General features: G+C 67.5%; 15 protein-coding genes and 1 riboswitch. Of the genes, 6 read left to right on the top strand and 9 right to left on the bottom strand.

The window, feature by feature from the left end; genetic code table 11:
• Positions 1 to 4: 4 nt before the first annotated feature.
• From ahcY to ACYVN4_RS02540, 4 genes are all read right to left on the bottom strand, one after another.
• Positions 5 to 1,480 (bottom strand): adenosylhomocysteinase, encoded by a 1,476-nt coding sequence (gene ahcY / locus ACYVN4_RS02555; protein WP_460717580.1) that lies wholly within the window; start codon positions 1,478 to 1,480, stop codon positions 5 to 7.
• A gap of 124 nt (positions 1,481 to 1,604) precedes the next feature.
• Positions 1,605 to 2,762, bottom strand: a complete 1,158-nt coding sequence (locus ACYVN4_RS02550; protein ID WP_460717579.1) for an alkane 1-monooxygenase — start codon at positions 2,760 to 2,762, stop codon at positions 1,605 to 1,607.
• A gap of 190 nt (positions 2,763 to 2,952) precedes the next feature.
• Positions 2,953 to 3,645 carry a response regulator gene (locus ACYVN4_RS02545; protein WP_460717578.1) on the bottom strand — a complete coding sequence of 231 codons (693 nt, stop codon included), beginning with the start codon at positions 3,643 to 3,645 and terminating at the stop codon, positions 2,953 to 2,955.
• Positions 3,642 to 5,195, bottom strand: a complete 1,554-nt coding sequence (locus ACYVN4_RS02540; RefSeq protein ID WP_460718339.1) for a sensor histidine kinase — start codon at positions 5,193 to 5,195, stop codon at positions 3,642 to 3,644. The genes ACYVN4_RS02545 and ACYVN4_RS02540 overlap by 4 nt, the downstream gene beginning before the upstream one ends.
• Positions 5,196 to 5,298: 103 nt before the next feature.
• On the opposite strand from ACYVN4_RS02540, the gene ACYVN4_RS02535 reads away from it, so the two are divergent.
• Positions 5,299 to 6,675: a cation:dicarboxylate symporter family transporter gene (locus ACYVN4_RS02535; RefSeq protein ID WP_460717577.1), complete on the top strand. Its 1,377-nt coding sequence runs from the start codon at positions 5,299 to 5,301 to the stop codon at positions 6,673 to 6,675.
• Positions 6,676 to 6,755: 80 nt separating this feature from the next.
• Here the strand turns inward: ACYVN4_RS02535 and ACYVN4_RS02530 are convergent, their stop codons facing one another.
• The 4 genes from ACYVN4_RS02530 to cofD form a co-directional block, all read right to left on the bottom strand.
• Positions 6,756 to 7,202 (bottom strand): 6,7-dimethyl-8-ribityllumazine synthase, encoded by a 447-nt coding sequence (locus tag ACYVN4_RS02530; protein WP_460717576.1) that lies wholly within the window; start codon positions 7,200 to 7,202, stop codon positions 6,756 to 6,758.
• A 77-nt stretch (positions 7,203 to 7,279) separates the two neighbouring features.
• Positions 7,280 to 7,444, bottom strand: a riboswitch (FMN riboswitch).
• A 73-nt stretch (positions 7,445 to 7,517) separates the two neighbouring features.
• The gene (locus ACYVN4_RS02525; RefSeq protein WP_460717574.1) at positions 7,518 to 8,036 is read right to left on the bottom strand and encodes an NUDIX hydrolase; all 519 of its coding nucleotides are present in this window, start codon (positions 8,034 to 8,036) and stop codon (positions 7,518 to 7,520) included.
• Complete coding sequence (locus ACYVN4_RS02520; RefSeq protein ID WP_460718338.1) at positions 8,033 to 9,382, bottom strand: coenzyme F420-0:L-glutamate ligase; 1,350 nt, start codon at positions 9,380 to 9,382, stop codon at positions 8,033 to 8,035. The genes ACYVN4_RS02525 and ACYVN4_RS02520 overlap by 4 nt, the downstream gene beginning before the upstream one ends.
• Before the next feature lie 11 nt (positions 9,383 to 9,393).
• A complete protein-coding gene (cofD, locus tag ACYVN4_RS02515; protein ID WP_460718337.1) occupies positions 9,394 to 10,353 on the bottom strand; it encodes a 2-phospho-L-lactate transferase in 960 nt (319 codons plus the stop codon).
• 599 nt (positions 10,354 to 10,952) lie between these two features.
• Here cofD and ACYVN4_RS02510 point away from each other — a divergent pair.
• Positions 10,953 to 11,213 (top strand): WhiB family transcriptional regulator, encoded by a 261-nt coding sequence (locus ACYVN4_RS02510; protein WP_167659837.1) that lies wholly within the window; start codon positions 10,953 to 10,955, stop codon positions 11,211 to 11,213.
• Positions 11,214 to 11,238: 25 nt separating this feature from the next.
• Here the strand turns inward: ACYVN4_RS02510 and ACYVN4_RS02505 are convergent, their stop codons facing one another.
• Complete coding sequence (locus tag ACYVN4_RS02505; protein ID WP_379362388.1) at positions 11,239 to 11,718, bottom strand: metallopeptidase family protein; 480 nt, start codon at positions 11,716 to 11,718, stop codon at positions 11,239 to 11,241.
• A 94-nt stretch (positions 11,719 to 11,812) separates the two neighbouring features.
• Between ACYVN4_RS02505 and ACYVN4_RS02500 the strand changes: the two genes are divergently transcribed.
• The 4 genes from ACYVN4_RS02500 (at position 11,813) to manA (ending at position 16,187) form a co-directional block, all read left to right on the top strand.
• Complete coding sequence (locus ACYVN4_RS02500) at positions 11,813 to 12,202, top strand: DUF3499 domain-containing protein (RefSeq protein ID WP_379362691.1); 390 nt, start codon at positions 11,813 to 11,815, stop codon at positions 12,200 to 12,202.
• Between the two features lie 100 nt (positions 12,203 to 12,302).
• Complete coding sequence (locus ACYVN4_RS02495; protein ID WP_460717573.1) at positions 12,303 to 13,679, top strand: phosphomannomutase/phosphoglucomutase; 1,377 nt, start codon at positions 12,303 to 12,305, stop codon at positions 13,677 to 13,679.
• 73 nt (positions 13,680 to 13,752) lie between these two features.
• A complete protein-coding gene (locus tag ACYVN4_RS02490; RefSeq protein WP_460717572.1) occupies positions 13,753 to 14,934 on the top strand; it encodes a tobH protein in 1,182 nt (393 codons plus the stop codon).
• Positions 14,934 to 16,187: a mannose-6-phosphate isomerase, class I gene (gene manA / locus ACYVN4_RS02485; protein ID WP_460717571.1), complete on the top strand. Its 1,254-nt coding sequence runs from the start codon at positions 14,934 to 14,936 to the stop codon at positions 16,185 to 16,187. Before ACYVN4_RS02490 ends, manA begins: the two co-directional genes overlap by 1 nt.
• The last annotated feature ends 48 nt before the right edge of the window (positions 16,188 to 16,235 follow it).

The raw sequence follows: 16,235 nt of genomic DNA, 5'->3' as shown, positions 1-16,235 counted from the left end.
CCGCTCAGTAGCGGTAGTGGTCCGGCTTGTAGGGGCCTTCCACGTCCACGCCGATGTATTCGGCCTGGTCCTTGGTGAGCTTGGTGAGGGTGCCGCCGAGGGCCTCGACGTGGATCTTGGCGACCTTCTCGTCGAGGTGCTTGGGGAGGCGGTAAACCTCGTTGTCGTACTCGTCCGGCTTGGTCCACAGTTCGATCTGCGCGATGACCTGGTTGGAGAACGAGTTCGACATCACGAACGACGGGTGGCCGGTGGCGTTGCCCAGGTTGAGCAGGCGGCCCTCCGACAGCACGATGATCGACTTGCCGGACTCCTTGAACGTCCACAGGTCGACCTGCGGCTTGATGTTCAGGCGGTCCGCGCCCGAGGACTCCAGGGCGGCCATGTCGATCTCGTTGTCGAAGTGGCCGATATTGCCCAGGATGGCCTGGCCCTTCATCGCCTTCATGTGATCGAGGGTGATGATGTCCTTGTTGCCGGTCGAGGTGATGACGATGTCGGCGTCGGCGATGGCCTGCTCGACGGTGACGACGTCGAAGCCGTCCATCAGCGCCTGCAGCGCGTTGATCGGGTCGATCTCGGTGACCTGGACGCGCGCACCCTGACCGGCCATCGACTCCGCGCAGCCCTTGCCCACGTCGCCGTAGCCACAGATCAGCACCTTCTTGCCGCCGATGAGCACATCGGTGCCGCGGTTGATGCCGTCGATGAGCGAGTGCCGGGTGCCGTACTTGTTGTCGAACTTCGACTTGGTGACCGAGTCGTTGACGTTGATCGCCGGGAACACCAGTTCACCCGCGGCCGCGAACTGGTACAGCCGCAGCACGCCGGTGGTGGTCTCCTCGGTGACACCCTGCACCGACTCGGCGATCTTGCCCCACTTGCCCTTGTCGGCTTCGAGGCTGGCGCGCAGCAGGTTCAGGAACACCTTGAACTCGGCCGAGTGGGTCTCGTCCTCGGGCGGCACCACACCGGCCTTCTCGTACTGCGCGCCGCGCAGCACCAGCATGGTGGCGTCGCCGCCGTCGTCGAGGATCATGTTGGCGGGCTCACCCGGCCAGGTCAGCATCTGCTCCGCGGCCCACCAGTACTCCTCGAGGCTCTCGCCCTTCCAGGCGAAAACCGGAGTGCCCTTGGGCTCTTCGACGGTGCCGTGCGGGCCGACCACGACCGCGGCGGCCGCATGGTCCTGGGTGGAGAAGATGTTGCAGGAGGCCCAGCGGACCTCGGCGCCGAGGGAGACCAGGGTCTCGATCAGCACGGCGGTCTGCACGGTCATGTGCAGCGAGCCGGAGATGCGCGCGCCGCGCAGCGGCTGCACATCGTGGTACTCGCGACGGAGGGCCATCAGGCCGGGCATCTCGTGCTCGGCGAGGCGAATTTCCTTGCGGCCGAACTCGGCCTGTGACAGGTCCGCCACCTTGAAATCGATCCCGTTGCGGACGTCTGCGGTCATCATGCTGGACACGGCGGTCGTCATCTGCCTCTCCATGGTCGGCTGCTTCGCGCTAAGGCTAGTCGGTCCAACTTGGTCCCCCCACGGGGCGGCCGACGTGCGTACAGCGTACGCACGTCGGCCGGAGTTTGTCGATACGCGAAAACCCTCAGGCCGCAGCCGGATAGTCGTACGCGGCGAGGATGCGCCGCCGCTTACGGGGTTGGATATTGGCCCGGCTGACATCGCCGGCGTAATGCTCGAGCAACCGCGGGTCCATGACCATCCGCCACAGCGGCGGGAACAGCGCCAGCACAATCATGGTGGCGTAGCCCGCCGGAAGCTGCGGAGCCTCTTCCGTCGTGCGCAGCGTCTGATACCGCCGTCCCGGGTTCGCGTGGTGGTCGCTGTGCCGCTGCAGGTGGAACAGGAAGATATTGGTGACCAACCGGTCGCTGTTCCAGCTGTCGCGCGGCGAGCAACGCGCCCAGCCGCCATTGGGTCGCCGGCGCCGCAACAGCCCGTAATGCTCGACATAGTTGACGGTTTCGAGCAGCGCCGCGCCGATCACGGCCTGCAGCACCAGGTACGGCAGGATCCGCCAGCCGTAAATGCCCAGCAATGCCGCGAACAGCACCAGCGTCATAGACCACGCCTGCAGGATGTGGTTGTGGACACTGAACCAGCGGTGTCCCTTGCGGCGCAGCCGCCCGCCCTCGATCTCGATTGCCGAGCGGAAGCCGCCGATCACACTGCGGGGCAGGAACTCCCACAGCGACTCCCCCATCCGCGCGCTGGCCGGGTCCTCCGGCGTGGCGACGCGGGCGTGGTGGCCCTTGTTGTGCTCGACGAAGAAGTGCCCGTAACCCGATTGCGCGAGCGCCAGTTTCGACAGCCACCGCTCCAGGTGCTCGACCCGGTGGCCGAGTTCGTGCGCGGCATTGATGCCGATGCCGCTGACGAACCCGAGGGTGGCCGCCAACCCGAGCTTGTTGGGGATGGACAGGTCGTCTCCGGCCCACATGTAGGCGGCGATTATCAACCCCGCCAGCTGCACGGGCAGGAACATGTAGGTACACCACCGGTAAAACCGGTCGCCGCTGAGTAGTTCGTAGTCCTCGTCGCGCGGATTGGTGCCGTCTTCCCCGACGACCCAGTCCAGCACGGGAATCACGATCAGAACGATGATCGGACCGATCCACCAGAACACCGTGAGCTTGGTATAGAGCACCAGCTGTGACGGCAACAACGCACTCGCGGGTGCGATCAAACCCAGCACCCACAGGTGGCGTTTCGGATCCGGCGAACCCGACCGTTTGCCAACCATTTGCACATTTGCCCCGCTAATCAGATACCTCTAACAACTCGCCGCTACATATCTTGAAACTTAGTCGCTGTTACAGCACGTGGGTGCGCCCAAAGGTGGCAACAGTTACATCATGAGCAGTCGGTTCTCGCGCAACTGCTCATGTGGTGCCAGTCACCCGACCGCACTGGCAAACCCTGGGTTCAGCCCGCTAGCGGCACCACACGTAACGCACCTGCGGCCGCCCCGTCCGACCGTAGTCCGTCCGCCGTTCCACCACGCCGTCTTCGGCCAGACGCTCCAGGTATCGCCACGCCGTGACCCTGGATACCCCGACCGCTCGCCCCGCCTCGCCCGCCGACAGGCCGTCGGCCGCCGCGCGAACCACCCGCGACACCTCGTCCATTGTTTGCGGCGCAATGCCTTTCGGCAAGCTGGAGCGCTGGTCGGGCGTGCGCAGCACCCCGAAGGCGCGGTCGATGTCGTGCTGCGAGATCGCGGTCTCCCCGGCCGGTAAGGCAGCCCGGTATTCCAGATAGCGCTCCAGCTTGTCGCGGAACGCCGCAAAGGTGAAGGGCTTCAACAGATACAGCACCACGCCGTGCGAGACGGCCGCGCGCACCATGGCCAGATCCCGCGCGGAGGTGACCGCGATGACGTCGGGCCGCGGCCGCAGCCCGGCCAGCGCGGCCGCGACGGCCAGGCCGCTCATATCCGGCAAGCCGATATCCATCAGCACCAAATCAACGGGGGCGCCGGAAGATTGTGACCTTTTCGCGATCGAGATCGCGTCGCGTCCGGTGTGCGCCACCGCGACCACCACGAAGCCCGGCAGCCGCTCCACATAAGACCGATGTGCCGCAGCGATTTTCGGCTCGTCCTCGACGATCAGCACCTGGATCATCGGGAAAACCTCACGATCACGGCGGATTCCGGTTCGCGCCGCGCCCGCAGCTCGCCGCCGTGCCGCGCCACCAGCCGTCGGACCAGCGCCAATCCCAGACCGTGGTGGTCGGTCTTGGTGGAGTAGCCGCGCTCGGTGGCCCGGCTGAACAACTCCTCCGACATCCCGGGCCCGCTGTCGGCCACCCGGACGTAGAGGTCCGAGTCCTCCCGGCGCACGGTCACTTCCACCCACGCGTCCTCGTCGTGCCCGACCTCGTCGAGCGCGTTGTCTATCAGATTGCCGAGCAGCGTGACCATTTCGTTGGGGGTGAGCGGATCGGTGGTGTCCAGCAGCGTGTCCCCGGTGACGGTCAACTCGACCCCGTACTCGGCGGCCTGTTCCACCTTGCCCAGCAGCAAGGCCACCACCGCCGGTTCGGCCACCGCGCCGGTGAGCCGGTCGATGAGGGCCTGGGACAGTTCGATTTCCGCGGTCGCGAAGTTCACCGCCTCCTCCGCCCGGCCCAATTCCACCATGGTCACCACGGTATGCAGCCGGTTGGCGGCCTCGTGCGCCTGGGCCCGCAATGATTCGGCGAATCCGCGCACCGAGTCGAGTTCGCCCAGCACGTCCCGCAATTCGGTGTGATCGCGCAGGGTCAGCACGGTGCCGATGCGACGGCCACCGTGCTCCACGATGTCCTGATTCACCACCAGCACCCGGTCCGGGGTCACATGCATCTCGTCGCGCACCACCCCGGTTCCCAAGCGCTGCAACGACACCGGCAGATCGGAACGTTTGATCGGCCCGTCCGGCAGGTCCAGCAGCATGCGCGCCTGATCGTTGACCACCTCGGCGTTCTCATCGGATCTGTCGAACACCAGCAGTCCTTCGTGAATCGAATGCAGCACCGCGTCGTGATGCTCGTACAGGGCGCGCAGCTCGGCCGGACCCAGCCCGTGCGTCTGCCGTAACAGCCTGCGCCGCAACAACAGTGAACTCAGGGTCGCCAGCAACAGTCCAGCGAGCGCCGCCGACAGGATGATCGGCAATTGTTCGCGCACCTGCTCGCCGATATGCGTGCGCGTCACCCCGGCCGAGACCAGCGCCACGATCCGCCCGTCGGCGTCCCGCACCGGCGTCACCGCCCGGATCGAGGGCCCCAGTGTCCCGGTGTAGGTCTCGGTGAACGTCTCCCCCGCCAGCGCGCGATCGATATTGCCGCTGAACGGCTTTCCGATCTGCGTCGGATCGGTGTGCGTGTACCGGGTCCGGTCCGGGGCCATCACCACGATGAAATCCATGTGGGTGACCTTGCGAATGGACTCGGTCACCGGCTGCAGCAGCGCGGTCGGATTCGGCGAGTGCACCCCGGCCAGCGTCGAGGGCGACTGTGCCACCGCCACCGCGGTATCGGTGACCTCCGCCCGCGTCGCGTCGTCCTGGACGCGGCGGGTCTGCAGCACCGCCAGCACCGCGCCCGCCGCGATCACCAACGCCAGCACCAGCACTTGCACCACGAACACCTGCCCGGCCAGGGTCCGCCGGGCCCGGGTACTTCTCACAATTCCTCCGGGTACTTCATGAACATAATTTACGAAACAGTGACCGCCGTCACTCTGCCAACCAAGATTCTGTGCTGAACACCCCACCCCGGAGGCAGCCAGCATCATGAGCACTACGACAACACGACAGCGCCGAGACCGTACCCACTGGCTGTATCTGGCCGTCATCGCGGCCGTCTTCGCGGGCATCCTGGTCGGTTGGCTGGCGCCCGGCTTCGGCAAGAGCGTCGGGGAACTGGGCACCCTGTTCGTGAACCTGATCAAGATGATGATCGCCCCGGTCATCTTCTGCACCATCGTGCTCGGCATCGGTTCGGTGCGCGCGGCCGCCAAGGTCGGCAAGGTCGGCGGCCTGGCCATCGGCTACTTCCTGGTCATGTCGACGGTCGCGCTCGGCATCGGCCTGCTGGTCGGCAATCTCCTGCATCCGGGCTCGGGCCTGAACGTGGCCGCCCACGCCAAGGAGGTCACCAAGTACGCGACCGACGCCAAGGCGGCGGGCGGGACCTGGCAGTTCGTCGAGGACATCGTCCCGACCACGCTGCTGTCCTCGCTCACCACGGGCAAGGTGCTGCAGGCGCTGTTCGTGGCGCTGCTGGTGGGCTTCGGCATCCAAGCGATGGGCAGTGCGGGCGAACCGATTCTGCGTGGCGTGGCCTCGGTGCAGAAGCTGGTGTTCCGGATTCTCACCATGATCCTGTGGCTCGCCCCGATCGGCGCGTTCGGCGCGATGGCGAATGTGGTGGCGCGCACCGGGCTGGACGCGGTCAAGCAGCTGGCACTGTTGATGGTCGCCTTCTACTTGACCTGCATCGTCTTCATCTTCGGCGTGCTCGGCATCCTGCTCCGCGCGGTCACCGGCGCTTCCATCTTCAAACTGGTCCGCTACCTGGCCCGCGAGTACCTGTTGATCTTCGCCACCTCGTCCTCGGAGTCGGCGCTGCCGCGCCTGATCGCCAAGATGGAGCATGTCGGCGTGGACCGCACCACCGTGGGTGTGGTTGTCCCGACCGGGTATTCGTTCAACCTCGACGGCACCGCCATCTACCTGACCATGGCCACCCTGTTCGTGGCCGACGCCATGGGCAAGCCGCTTGTATGGCACGAGCAGATCGGGCTGCTGCTGTTCATGATCGTGGCCAGCAAGGGCGCGGCGGGTGTCACCGGCGCGGGCCTGGCCACCCTGGCGGGCGGCCTGCAAAGTCACCGACCGGACCTGCTCGACGGCGTCGGCCTGATCGTCGGCATCGACCGGTTCATGTCGGAAGCCCGTGCGCTGACCAACTTCTCGGGCAACGCCGTCGCCACGCTGCTGGTCGGCACCTGGACCAAGACCATCGACCCGGCCCGGGTGACCGCGGTGCTCAACCGCGAGATCCCGTTCGACGAGGCCACCATGGTCGACGCGCACGTGGCGGATCAGCCCGCCGACAAGGACCCTGTCGAGCAGGGCCCCACCGAAAAAGACCTGGTTCCCGCCTGAACCCAACCCCCGGGCGGAACCGGGACCGCCGGCGCATTTTCCCCCCGTATGCGCCGACGGGACCCGCACAGACCCTGGTGCTAGACGCCGACCGCGTCCAGCGCCAGGGTCGCGGCGATGGCATTGGCCAACTCCGCACCCTTGACCTCGAAATGCCGGGAGAAGTAGGTCAGGTGCTCACCGTGCTCGTGGAAGTGGTGCGGCGTCAGCACGGCCGAGAACACCGGCACGTCGGTCTCCAACTGGACCCGCATCAGCGCGTCCACCACGGTCGAGGCCACGAAATCGTGCCGATAGATACCACCGTCGACCACCAGCGCGAGACCCGCGACCGCGGCGTATGCGCCACTGGTCGCCAATCGCTTGGCCTGCAACGGGATTTCGAAGGCGCCGGGGACCTCGATCACATCGATCTCGGTGTAGCCCCGCTCGGCGAGCCCGGCCTTGGCGGCATCGACCGCCTTGTCGACGATGTCGCTGTGCCAGCGCGCGGCGACGAGGGCGATGCGATTCGACTTGGGTGACATGGGGATTCCTCCTGTTCGCGATGTCACCCAGGGCATAGACGCGAACAGGCCCATCCGCGCGGGCGGATGTGCCGGTGCCGCGTTCTCTTTCATCCGGACTGTGACCGTCGGCTCCGGGATCACACCGGAATCTGCTCGACCCGGACGATCGGAATCATCCGGCGCTCGCGGGCTCGTGCGCCCGGATCGGTCCGGATGCCATTACCGCCGGTGGGGAATTCCACCCCGCCCTGAGAACGTGTACTACCCGAAGGTAACACGCGCTCCCAGGGCGGGAAAGAGATGGACTCGCTCAGCGCAAAAGCCCGAACTCGCTCAGCGCAGCAGCACATCCGCGTCGGCGGGCAGCCCGTCCACCGGCCACCAGGCCAGGTCCGTGGACTCCGAACTCCGCACCGGCACAGCGCCTTCCGGCGCGACGATCTTGAACAGCAGATCCAGGTGCCGGGTCGGCACACCCAGCGAGCAGGTGATCGGATGCGCCTGCGCCCCGTAGAGCCCCGGCACCAACTCCAGCCCCTCGATCCCCGACTCCTCGGTGGCCTCGCGGAACGCGGCCGCCGCGACCGAATCATCCGATTCCTCGCAGTGCCCACCCAATTGGATCCACCGCCCGACCCGCGGGTGCAGCGTCAGCAGCACCTGACTCTCGTCATGCGACAGCACAATCGCCGAGGCCGTGATGTGCCCGGCCGCATGCTCCCGCAGGCACCCACGCGGCGCGGACCCGAGAAAAGCCAGCATGGCCTCCCGAAGCGACTGCTCGGGACCTGTTTCCGGGAACCAGGTTTCGAGCAACTCGGTGGCCGACTTGTGCAGCGACTCCGCGCTCACAGTTCGACCAGGCCGATGCCGGGATCGCCCGCCTCGCGCGGCGCGATCTCTTCCAGCGGGTAGCCGATCGCGATGGCACCCAGCGGATTCCAGTCCGCTTCCAGGCCGAGCACCTCGCGGGTGACGTCCGGCGCGAAGATGGTCGAGCCGATCCAGCAGCTGCCGACGCCGCGCACGGCCAGGGAGACGAGCAGGCCCTGCACGGCCGCGCCGACCGCGACGGTGAACATGGTGCGTTCGGCCGCGCGGCGGGTGTCGTCCGGGTAGTCGTGCGCGCCGTCGGGCACGCAGAACGGGATGATCACCTCGGGGGCGTCGAAGAGGATGCGGCCGCGCGCGATTCGCTTGGCGATGCTCTCCTCCGACTTGCCGTCGCGGGTCAGATCTACGCGCCACGCGTCCGCCATGGCGTTCAGCAGTTGCTCACGCCGGGCCCGATCGCGCAACCACACGAACCGCACCGGGTGCGTGTGATGTGGGGCGGGCGCGGTCAGTCCGGCGGCGACCGCCTCGCGAATGAGCTCCGGCTCGACGGCCGTCTCCGCGAACTGCCGCACCGAGCGCCGCAGCGGCACCGCCTGTTTGCGGCCGAGTTCGATGGATTCCTCGGTGCCGAGCCAGAACAGATCGTCCTCGCCGCCGCGCAGCAGCGCCGCGGCACCGGACCCGTCGTCGGTGTACTCGAAGCCGCGCACCACCGCGACCGGCACGCCGCCCAGCTTCCCCTTGGCCAGGTCCGCCGCGGCGGCCAACTCGTCGGCCACGGCCACCAGCGTCACGTGCAGTTCGTTGCCCTGCCCGTCGACCGCGCCGTTGTAGTCGTGCAGCACCCGCAGTCCCGACGACCCGATGGCCGCGTCGATCTGGCCGTTGCGCCAGGCCCGGCCCATGGTGTCGGTGATGACCACGGCCACCCGCACGCCCAGCCGCTCGGCGAGGGCGGCGCGCAGTGCTTTCGCGGAGGCGTCGGGATCGACCGGCAGCAGCACCAGCTCGCCCCGCTCGACGTTCGACCCGTCGACCCCGGAGGCCGCCTGCACGATGCCGAGCTTGTTCTCGGTAATAAGGGTCCGGTTCTTGCGCGCCAGTACGCGCACCGACTCCTCGAGCACCAGCCGCCGCCGGGCCTCGTCGCGCTCCTCGGGATCGCTCGGCACGGCGACTATGCGCCCCTCCGCCTTGGCGACGATCTTGCTGGTGACCACCAGCACGTCCCCGTCCTGCAACCAAGGCGCCTGCGCCGCAATGGCTTCCGCGACATCGTCGCCCGGCCGGAATTCCGGCAGGCCCGGAATGGGCAGAATGCGCAGCTCCCCGCCGGACGCGTGGTCGGCGAGCGGCTGCATGGAATCCGTTGTCACGGTTTGACTCCCGCGATATCGAGGGCCTCTCGCACCATCTCGGCGGTGGTGGCGGGATCGGTCATGAGCAAGGGAATGGCCCGGACCTCGACGCCCGGAACATCGGCCACATCGCCGGTGTGGATGAGCCAGCCGTCCAGGATTCCGGTGCCCGAGCGCGCGCCGTAATAGTTGCCGACGGCCTCCGCGGTGGTCTCCACGCCGATCACCGACAGGCACTCATCCGCCATGCCGCGCAACGGCTTTCCACCGATCACCGGCGACAGCCCGATCACCTTGGCGTCCGTTGTGCGCAGTGCGCCGCGTATGCCGGGAACCGAAAGGATGGCTCCGACGCTCACGACGGGGTTGGAAGGGGCCAGCAACACCACGTCGGCCGACTCTATGATTTCCGTCACACCGGGGCCCGGTTTCGCAGCATCTGCCCCAATAGTCACGAATCCATGGGTCTCTACGTTCGCCCGGTACCGGACCCACCACTCTTGGAAATGGATCGCGCGACGTTCGCCAGGGTTCTCCGGGTCCCCGATAACGACATGTGTTTCACAGCGATCGTCGGTTGCCGGGAGCAGTTTCACACCCGGTTGCCACCGATTGCAGAGCGCCTCGGTGACCGCCGAGAGCGGGTATCCCTGACGCAGCATTTCGGTGCGGATGAGATGGGTGGCGATATCCCGATCCCCCAACCCGAACCAATCAGGTTGAGCGTTGTATTTCGCCAGCTCCTCCTTGGCGTGCCAGGTCTCGTTCGCGTGCCCCCAGCCGCGTTCGGGATCGATGCCGCCACCCAGGGTGTACATGCAGGTGTCCAGGTCAGGGCAGATGCGCAGCCCATGCATCCAGACGTCGTCGCCGACGTTGACGATGGCCGTGAGGTCGGCGCCGGGGAGCAGCTCGCGCACGCCCATCAGGAACCGCGCGCCGCCGACTCCGCCGACCAGTACGGCGATCCGCAGGCCGGTGCCGGGCGCCGTGTCCGCTTGTTCTCGAGTCACATCCGCACAGCCTATGCGTTCGGCGCGGGATGCCCGATAACAGATCATTTGCTATGAATTTGCTGTTTGATCTGCGGGAACACCGGGTAAGGGGGCCGGAGATGGTAACGGAATTGCTTCGGCAGCTTGACCATCGCTGTCCCCGGCGTGTCTAATCACAGGCATGTCATTCCGGGTCCGCGTGAGAGTGCAAGGCGCGGACGGGTTTTCGAACAAGCGTTCGCACTGGAGTGACGTCAAGCTCGGGGATGGCCGCGGGACTACGCCGCGGTGTTGGGCCGTCGGTGGGATCGGCTCCGGCGGATTAATCATTCTGCGCTAACACACAGTGAGGAGGCGGAGCGATGGCCGAAGAGCTGGCCCCGTCGGGCATTCCGGGCGGTGTATCGCGAACCGATTCCATGACTGGCGCAGCACCTGACTTCTGCGCCGATGAACGGAACGGATCTGAGGGGGGTGAACCGATGACGACTGCACGGCCGGGGGGCGGGCAGTGGGCGCGAGCCGCCTACCAGCCCGAGCCACCGCGGCTGAGCCTGATCGTCACCGGTGGCGAGGATATGTTCGACACTTTCTCGCGCGGCGGTCGCCAGATGACCGAGGCCGAACAGTGGCAGGAACGGGCGCTGTGCGCCCAGACCGACCCCGAGGCGTTCTTCCCGGAGAAGGGCGGCTCGACCCGCGAGGCCAAGCGCATCTGCCTGGGCTGCGAAGTCCGGGACGAGTGCCTGGAATACGCACTCGCCAACGATGAACGCTTCGGCATCTGGGGCGGGCTCAGCGAGCGTGAGCGCCGCCGCCTCAAGCGCGGAATCATCTGAACCCCGCGCGCACCAACCCTTTTCGTTACTCCGGCTCGGGGTCGATGATGTCGGGTTCGACCCCGAGGTAGGTCGCTATCTGCTGCACGAGCACCTCGCGCAGCAGGTCCACCAGGTCGTCGGGGTCCTGTGCCCGCAGCTCCAAAGGCTTGCGGAACAAGACAATTCGGGCGCGGGTGGCCATGCCGTAGCGGTCCACGCCGGCCGGGATCAGCCGCGACAGCGGCACCGGGCCGTCGGCCACCACCTCGTCCGGCCAGGTGACCGAATCCGGGTGCAGCGGACGGATTTTCGGCACGTCATCCACGGCGATGTCGAGCTTGGTGAGCTGTTCGTGCCAGCGGCTCTCCAGCGGCGCGAACGCCTCCAGCACCAACCGGTCGAACTCCTGGCCGCGGGTGCGCCGAGCGGGCACCGTCGGCGGCAACATCGGCCCGCGCACACCCCGCCCACGGCGGATGACCGACCGCGCGGTGGGCGGTCGCCTCTTACGGGAACGGGTCATACCTTGAATCTAACCCTTGGGTGGGACGGCGTCGTTGAGCGTGTCCCGCTACCGGCGAGGCGTGAGTGGGGTTACCCTGCTTGGCGTGATCCCCATGCGTCGTTGCTGCCGTCCAGGCTGCAAAAACCCGGCCGTTGCGACGCTGACCTATGTGTACTCCGACTCGATGGCAGTCGTGGGTCCGCTGGTCACGGTGGCGGAGCCGCATTCCTGGGACCTGTGTGAAACACACGCTTCCCGGATCACCGCGCCCAAGGGATGGGAGTTGGTCCGCCACGAGGGCGGGTTTTCCAGCTCCACACCTGACGACGACGATCTCACCGCCCTCGCGGAGGCGGTCCGGGAGGCCGGATTGCGCCGTCGCGCACCGGAACCCGATCCGCGTGGCTATTCCGACTACGCCCCCGCCCCGCAGCGCCCGGCCCGCCCGGGTCGCACCGGCCGGAGAGGGCATCTACGCGTCCTACCGGATCCCCCGAACTGACGTCGCCCCCTGGGAACGGTCACGGGACATGGGCAGCGCCGAGCCGGAAATGGGTAGCACCGAATGCGACTCCGGGACGCCAACTACTAGGGTGTCCCTTATGACAGTCGCCCGGTCCGCCGAGTCCGTTCAAGCAGTCATCAAGGCATACGACGTTCGCGGAGTGGTCGGCGAGCAGATCGACGCGGACTTCGTCCGGGACGTCGCCGGATCCTTCGCCCGGCTGATGCGCTCCGAAGGTGCGCAGCGCATCGTCATCGGACACGACATGCGCGACTCCTCACCGGAACTGGCCGCCGCCTTCGCCGACGGCGTGCTCGCCCAGGGCCTCGATGTCGTGCACATCGGCCTCGCCTCCACCGACGAGCTGTACTTCGCCTCCGGCCACCTCGACTGCCCCGGCGCCATGTTCACCGCCAGCCACAATCCGGCCAAGTACAACGGCATCAAGCTGTGCCGCGCCAAGGCGCTGCCGGTCGGTCAGGACACGGGCCTGGCGACCATCAGCGACGAGGTCATCGCGGGCGTTCCCGCGCACGACGGCCCGCGCGGCACCGAGACCAAGACCGATCTGCTGCAGGCCTACGCCGACTTCCTCAACAAGCTCGTGGACCTGAGCGGCTCGCGCCCGCTGCGCATCGCGGTCGACGCCGGCAACGGCATGGGCGGCTACACCGTGCCCGCCGTGCTGGGCACGCTGCCGCAGTTCACCATCGAGCCGCTGTTCTTCGAGCTCGACGGCAACTTCCCCAATCACGAAGCCAATCCGCTGGATCCGAAGAACCTGGTCGATCTGCAGGCCTACGTCCGCAAGACCGGCGCGGACATCGGCCTGGCCTTCGACGGCGACGCCGACCGCTGCTTCGTGGTGGACGAGAAGGGCGACCCGGTCTCCCCCTCCGCGATCACCGGCTTGGTGGCCGAGCGCGAGCTGACCAAGGAGCCGGGCGCGACCGTCATCCACAACCTGATCACCTCGAAGGCCGTGCCGGAGTTGGTGACCGAGCTCGGCGGCACCCCGGTGCGCACCCGCGTCGGCCACTCGTTCATCAAGCAGCAGATGGCCGCCACCGGAGCGATCTTCGGCGGCGAGCACTCGGCGCACTACTACTTCCGCGACTTCTGGGGCGCCGACTCCGGCATGCTCGCGGCGCTGCACGTTTTGGCGGCTTTGGGCGAGAAGGATCGCCCGATGTCGGAATTGGCTTCCGCGTATGCAACATACGCGTCCTCCGGAGAGATCAACTCAACAGTGGCGGATGCCAAGGAGCGCACCCAAGCGATCCTGGAGGCATTCGGCAAGCGAGCGAAATCGGTCGATCGGCTGGACGGTGTGACGGTGCAGCTGGCCGACGGCGCGTGGTTCAACCTGCGCGCCAGCAATACCGAACCGCTACTGCGGCTCAACGTCGAGGCGCGATCGCAGGACGAAGTAGACGCACTCGTAACCGAGATCCTGAGCATCGTCCGCGCCTGACTGGAATAGTGGAATCACAGAGCTTGGATTCACCAGCGTCTGGTGACCCGATGAGGGGAGGTGGCAACGCCCGATGATCGCTGGGACACCGATACTCGATCTCGATGACGTCGCCTCGCTGGAGGCGGCCGACGCCGGCGGAGTGCTCCGTTCCGCGGCGTCCGGGGGAGCCCAAGTACGGGCCACCGCTGCGGCATTGGCCGAGGATGCCCTGTCGCGACTGACCGATCTGCGCCCGCGCAGTCTGGTCCTGGTCTCGGGGAGCGGCCGCGCCAAGCGCGCCGCCGAACTCCTCATCGCCGCACTCGGCGACAGCACCAGCATGCCGCTGGTGTCGGCGACGTCGATCCCACCGTGGGTCGGCCCGCTGGACGTGGTGCTCGTCGCCGGTGACGACGCGGGCGATCCACGGATGGCCGAGGCGGTGGACCGAGCGCTGCGACGGGGTGCCGAAGTGGTCGTCGCCGCCCCCGACGAGGGCCCGATCCGCGCGGCCGCCGCCGGCCGCGCCACCATCCTCGCGCCGCGGGTGCGGGTGCTCGACCACAACCGCATGCTGCGCTATCTGGCGGCCGGGCTGGCCGTGCTCACCACCATCGACCCGCATCGCACCGGGCCGCTGGTGCCCGAATTGAACGCGCTCGCAGACCTGCTCGACGAAGAGGCGCTGCGTGACGGCCCCACCTACGAGGCCTTCCACAACCCTGCCAAGACCCTCGCCACCCGCATGCAGCAGCGCAAACGGGTACTGCTGGCCGGTGATTCGACGGCCGCCGCGGTGCTCGCCGAGCACGGCTCCGAGGTGCTGCTGGCCGCGGCCGGGCAGATCGTCACCGGCGTGACGCTGCCGGAAGCCGTTGCCGCGCATGCCCGGCTGGTGGCCGCGGCCGGAGTGCCCGCGCCCGATTTCGATCCGCTGTTCCACGACGAGGAGCTGGACGGTCCGGCCCCGGTGGAGCAGGTGCGCATCTTCGTGCTCAGCGCCGACGCCGACGAGCTGGCCGTGCGCCGCCGCCTGGCCGTCTTCGGCTCCGACGCCGGACTGGTGGATGCCGATCTGGTGACGGTGGACGCCGAGGTGACGAGCCCCGCGCCGGCCGCCGAGGACGGCCGCACGGTGCCCGGCAGCAACCGCACCGAGCTGGAAAAGCTTGCGGTACTCGCGCTTCGGCTGGAGATGGCAGCCGCTTATCTTCGACTACTCGGTTCCCGCCCGGCCACCGGACCGGGACACTACGACGGGGGCAATTACTAGTGCACGGACTCGTTGGTGCGCTGCGTTCCTATGCATGGGGTTCGCGCACCGCGCTCGCTCAGCTGTGCGGACGACCGGTTCCTTCCGCACATCCGGAAGCGGAACTCTGGTTCGGCGCACACCCCGCCGATCCGGCGCGCGTACAGATCAACGGACACAGCGAATCCCTGCTGGAATTCGTCAGCGCCGACCCCCAGCGCGAACTGGGCACCGTCGCGGGCGAATTCGGCGGGCGGCTGCCGTTCCTGCTGAAGATCCTGGCCGCCGAGGAACCGCTCTCGCTGCAGGCGCACCCCAGCACCGAACAGGCGCGCGCCGGTTTCGCCCGGGAGAACCAGAGCGGGATCGCCCTGGATTCGAAGATGCGCAACTACCGCGACGAGAACCACAAGCCCGAACTCGTGGTGGCGCTCAACCGTTTCGAGGCGCTCGCCGGTTTCCGCGACCCGCGCCAGACGGTCCGGCTGCTCGAGGCGATCGACGTGCCGGAGCTGACCCAGTACGCCGAACTGCTGGCGGCCCAGCCCGATTCGGCCGGGCTGCGCACGCTGTTCACCACCTGGATCGCCCTGCCGCAGGGCAGTCTGAGCACCCTTCTGCCCAAGGTGCTCGACGGGTGCGTGCGCTACCTGTCGGAGTCCCGAACCGGTAGCACCGGCGAGGCCCGAACCGGCAGCACCGGCAAGGAATTCGTGGCCGAGGTGCGCACCGCGCTGGAACTGGCCGAGGCGTATCCGGGTGATGCCGGCGTGCTCGCGGCCCTGCTGCTCAACCGCATCACCCTGGAGCCCGGCGAGGGCCTGTTCCTGGATGCCGGGAACCTGCACGCCTACCTGCGCGGCGTCGGCGTCGAGATCATGGCCAATTCCGACAATGTGCTGCGCGGCGGTCTCACCCCCAAGCACGTGGATGTGCCGGAGTTGCTGCGGGTGCTGGACTTCGAGCCGCTGGACCTGCCGATCGTGCAGCCGGAGAAGGTGTCCGACACCGTTTTCCGCTATCACACCCCCGCCCCGGAATTCGGGCTCAGCCGTTTCGAACTGCTCGAGGGCGCGGATCCGGTGCCGGTGGTGCAGTCCGGCCCCGTCATCGCCCTGGTCACCCACGGTCGGGTGAAACTGTCCCAGGGCCACCACGATCTGATCGTGGAATGCGGTCATGCCGCCTGGATTTCGGCCGCCGACGGTGGAATTCGCGCCCAGGCCGTCGACGGCGCAGCGCAGTTGTTCTGTGCGGCGGTAGGCGAGGAGTGACGAGCGGACGGTAGGCTCTCCCGGTCGAAGACACGTTTTACGGACAAA

It is taken from the genome of Nocardia heshunensis (assembly GCF_054782115.1).
This window is presented reverse-complemented; position numbering and strand designations above follow the sequence as displayed.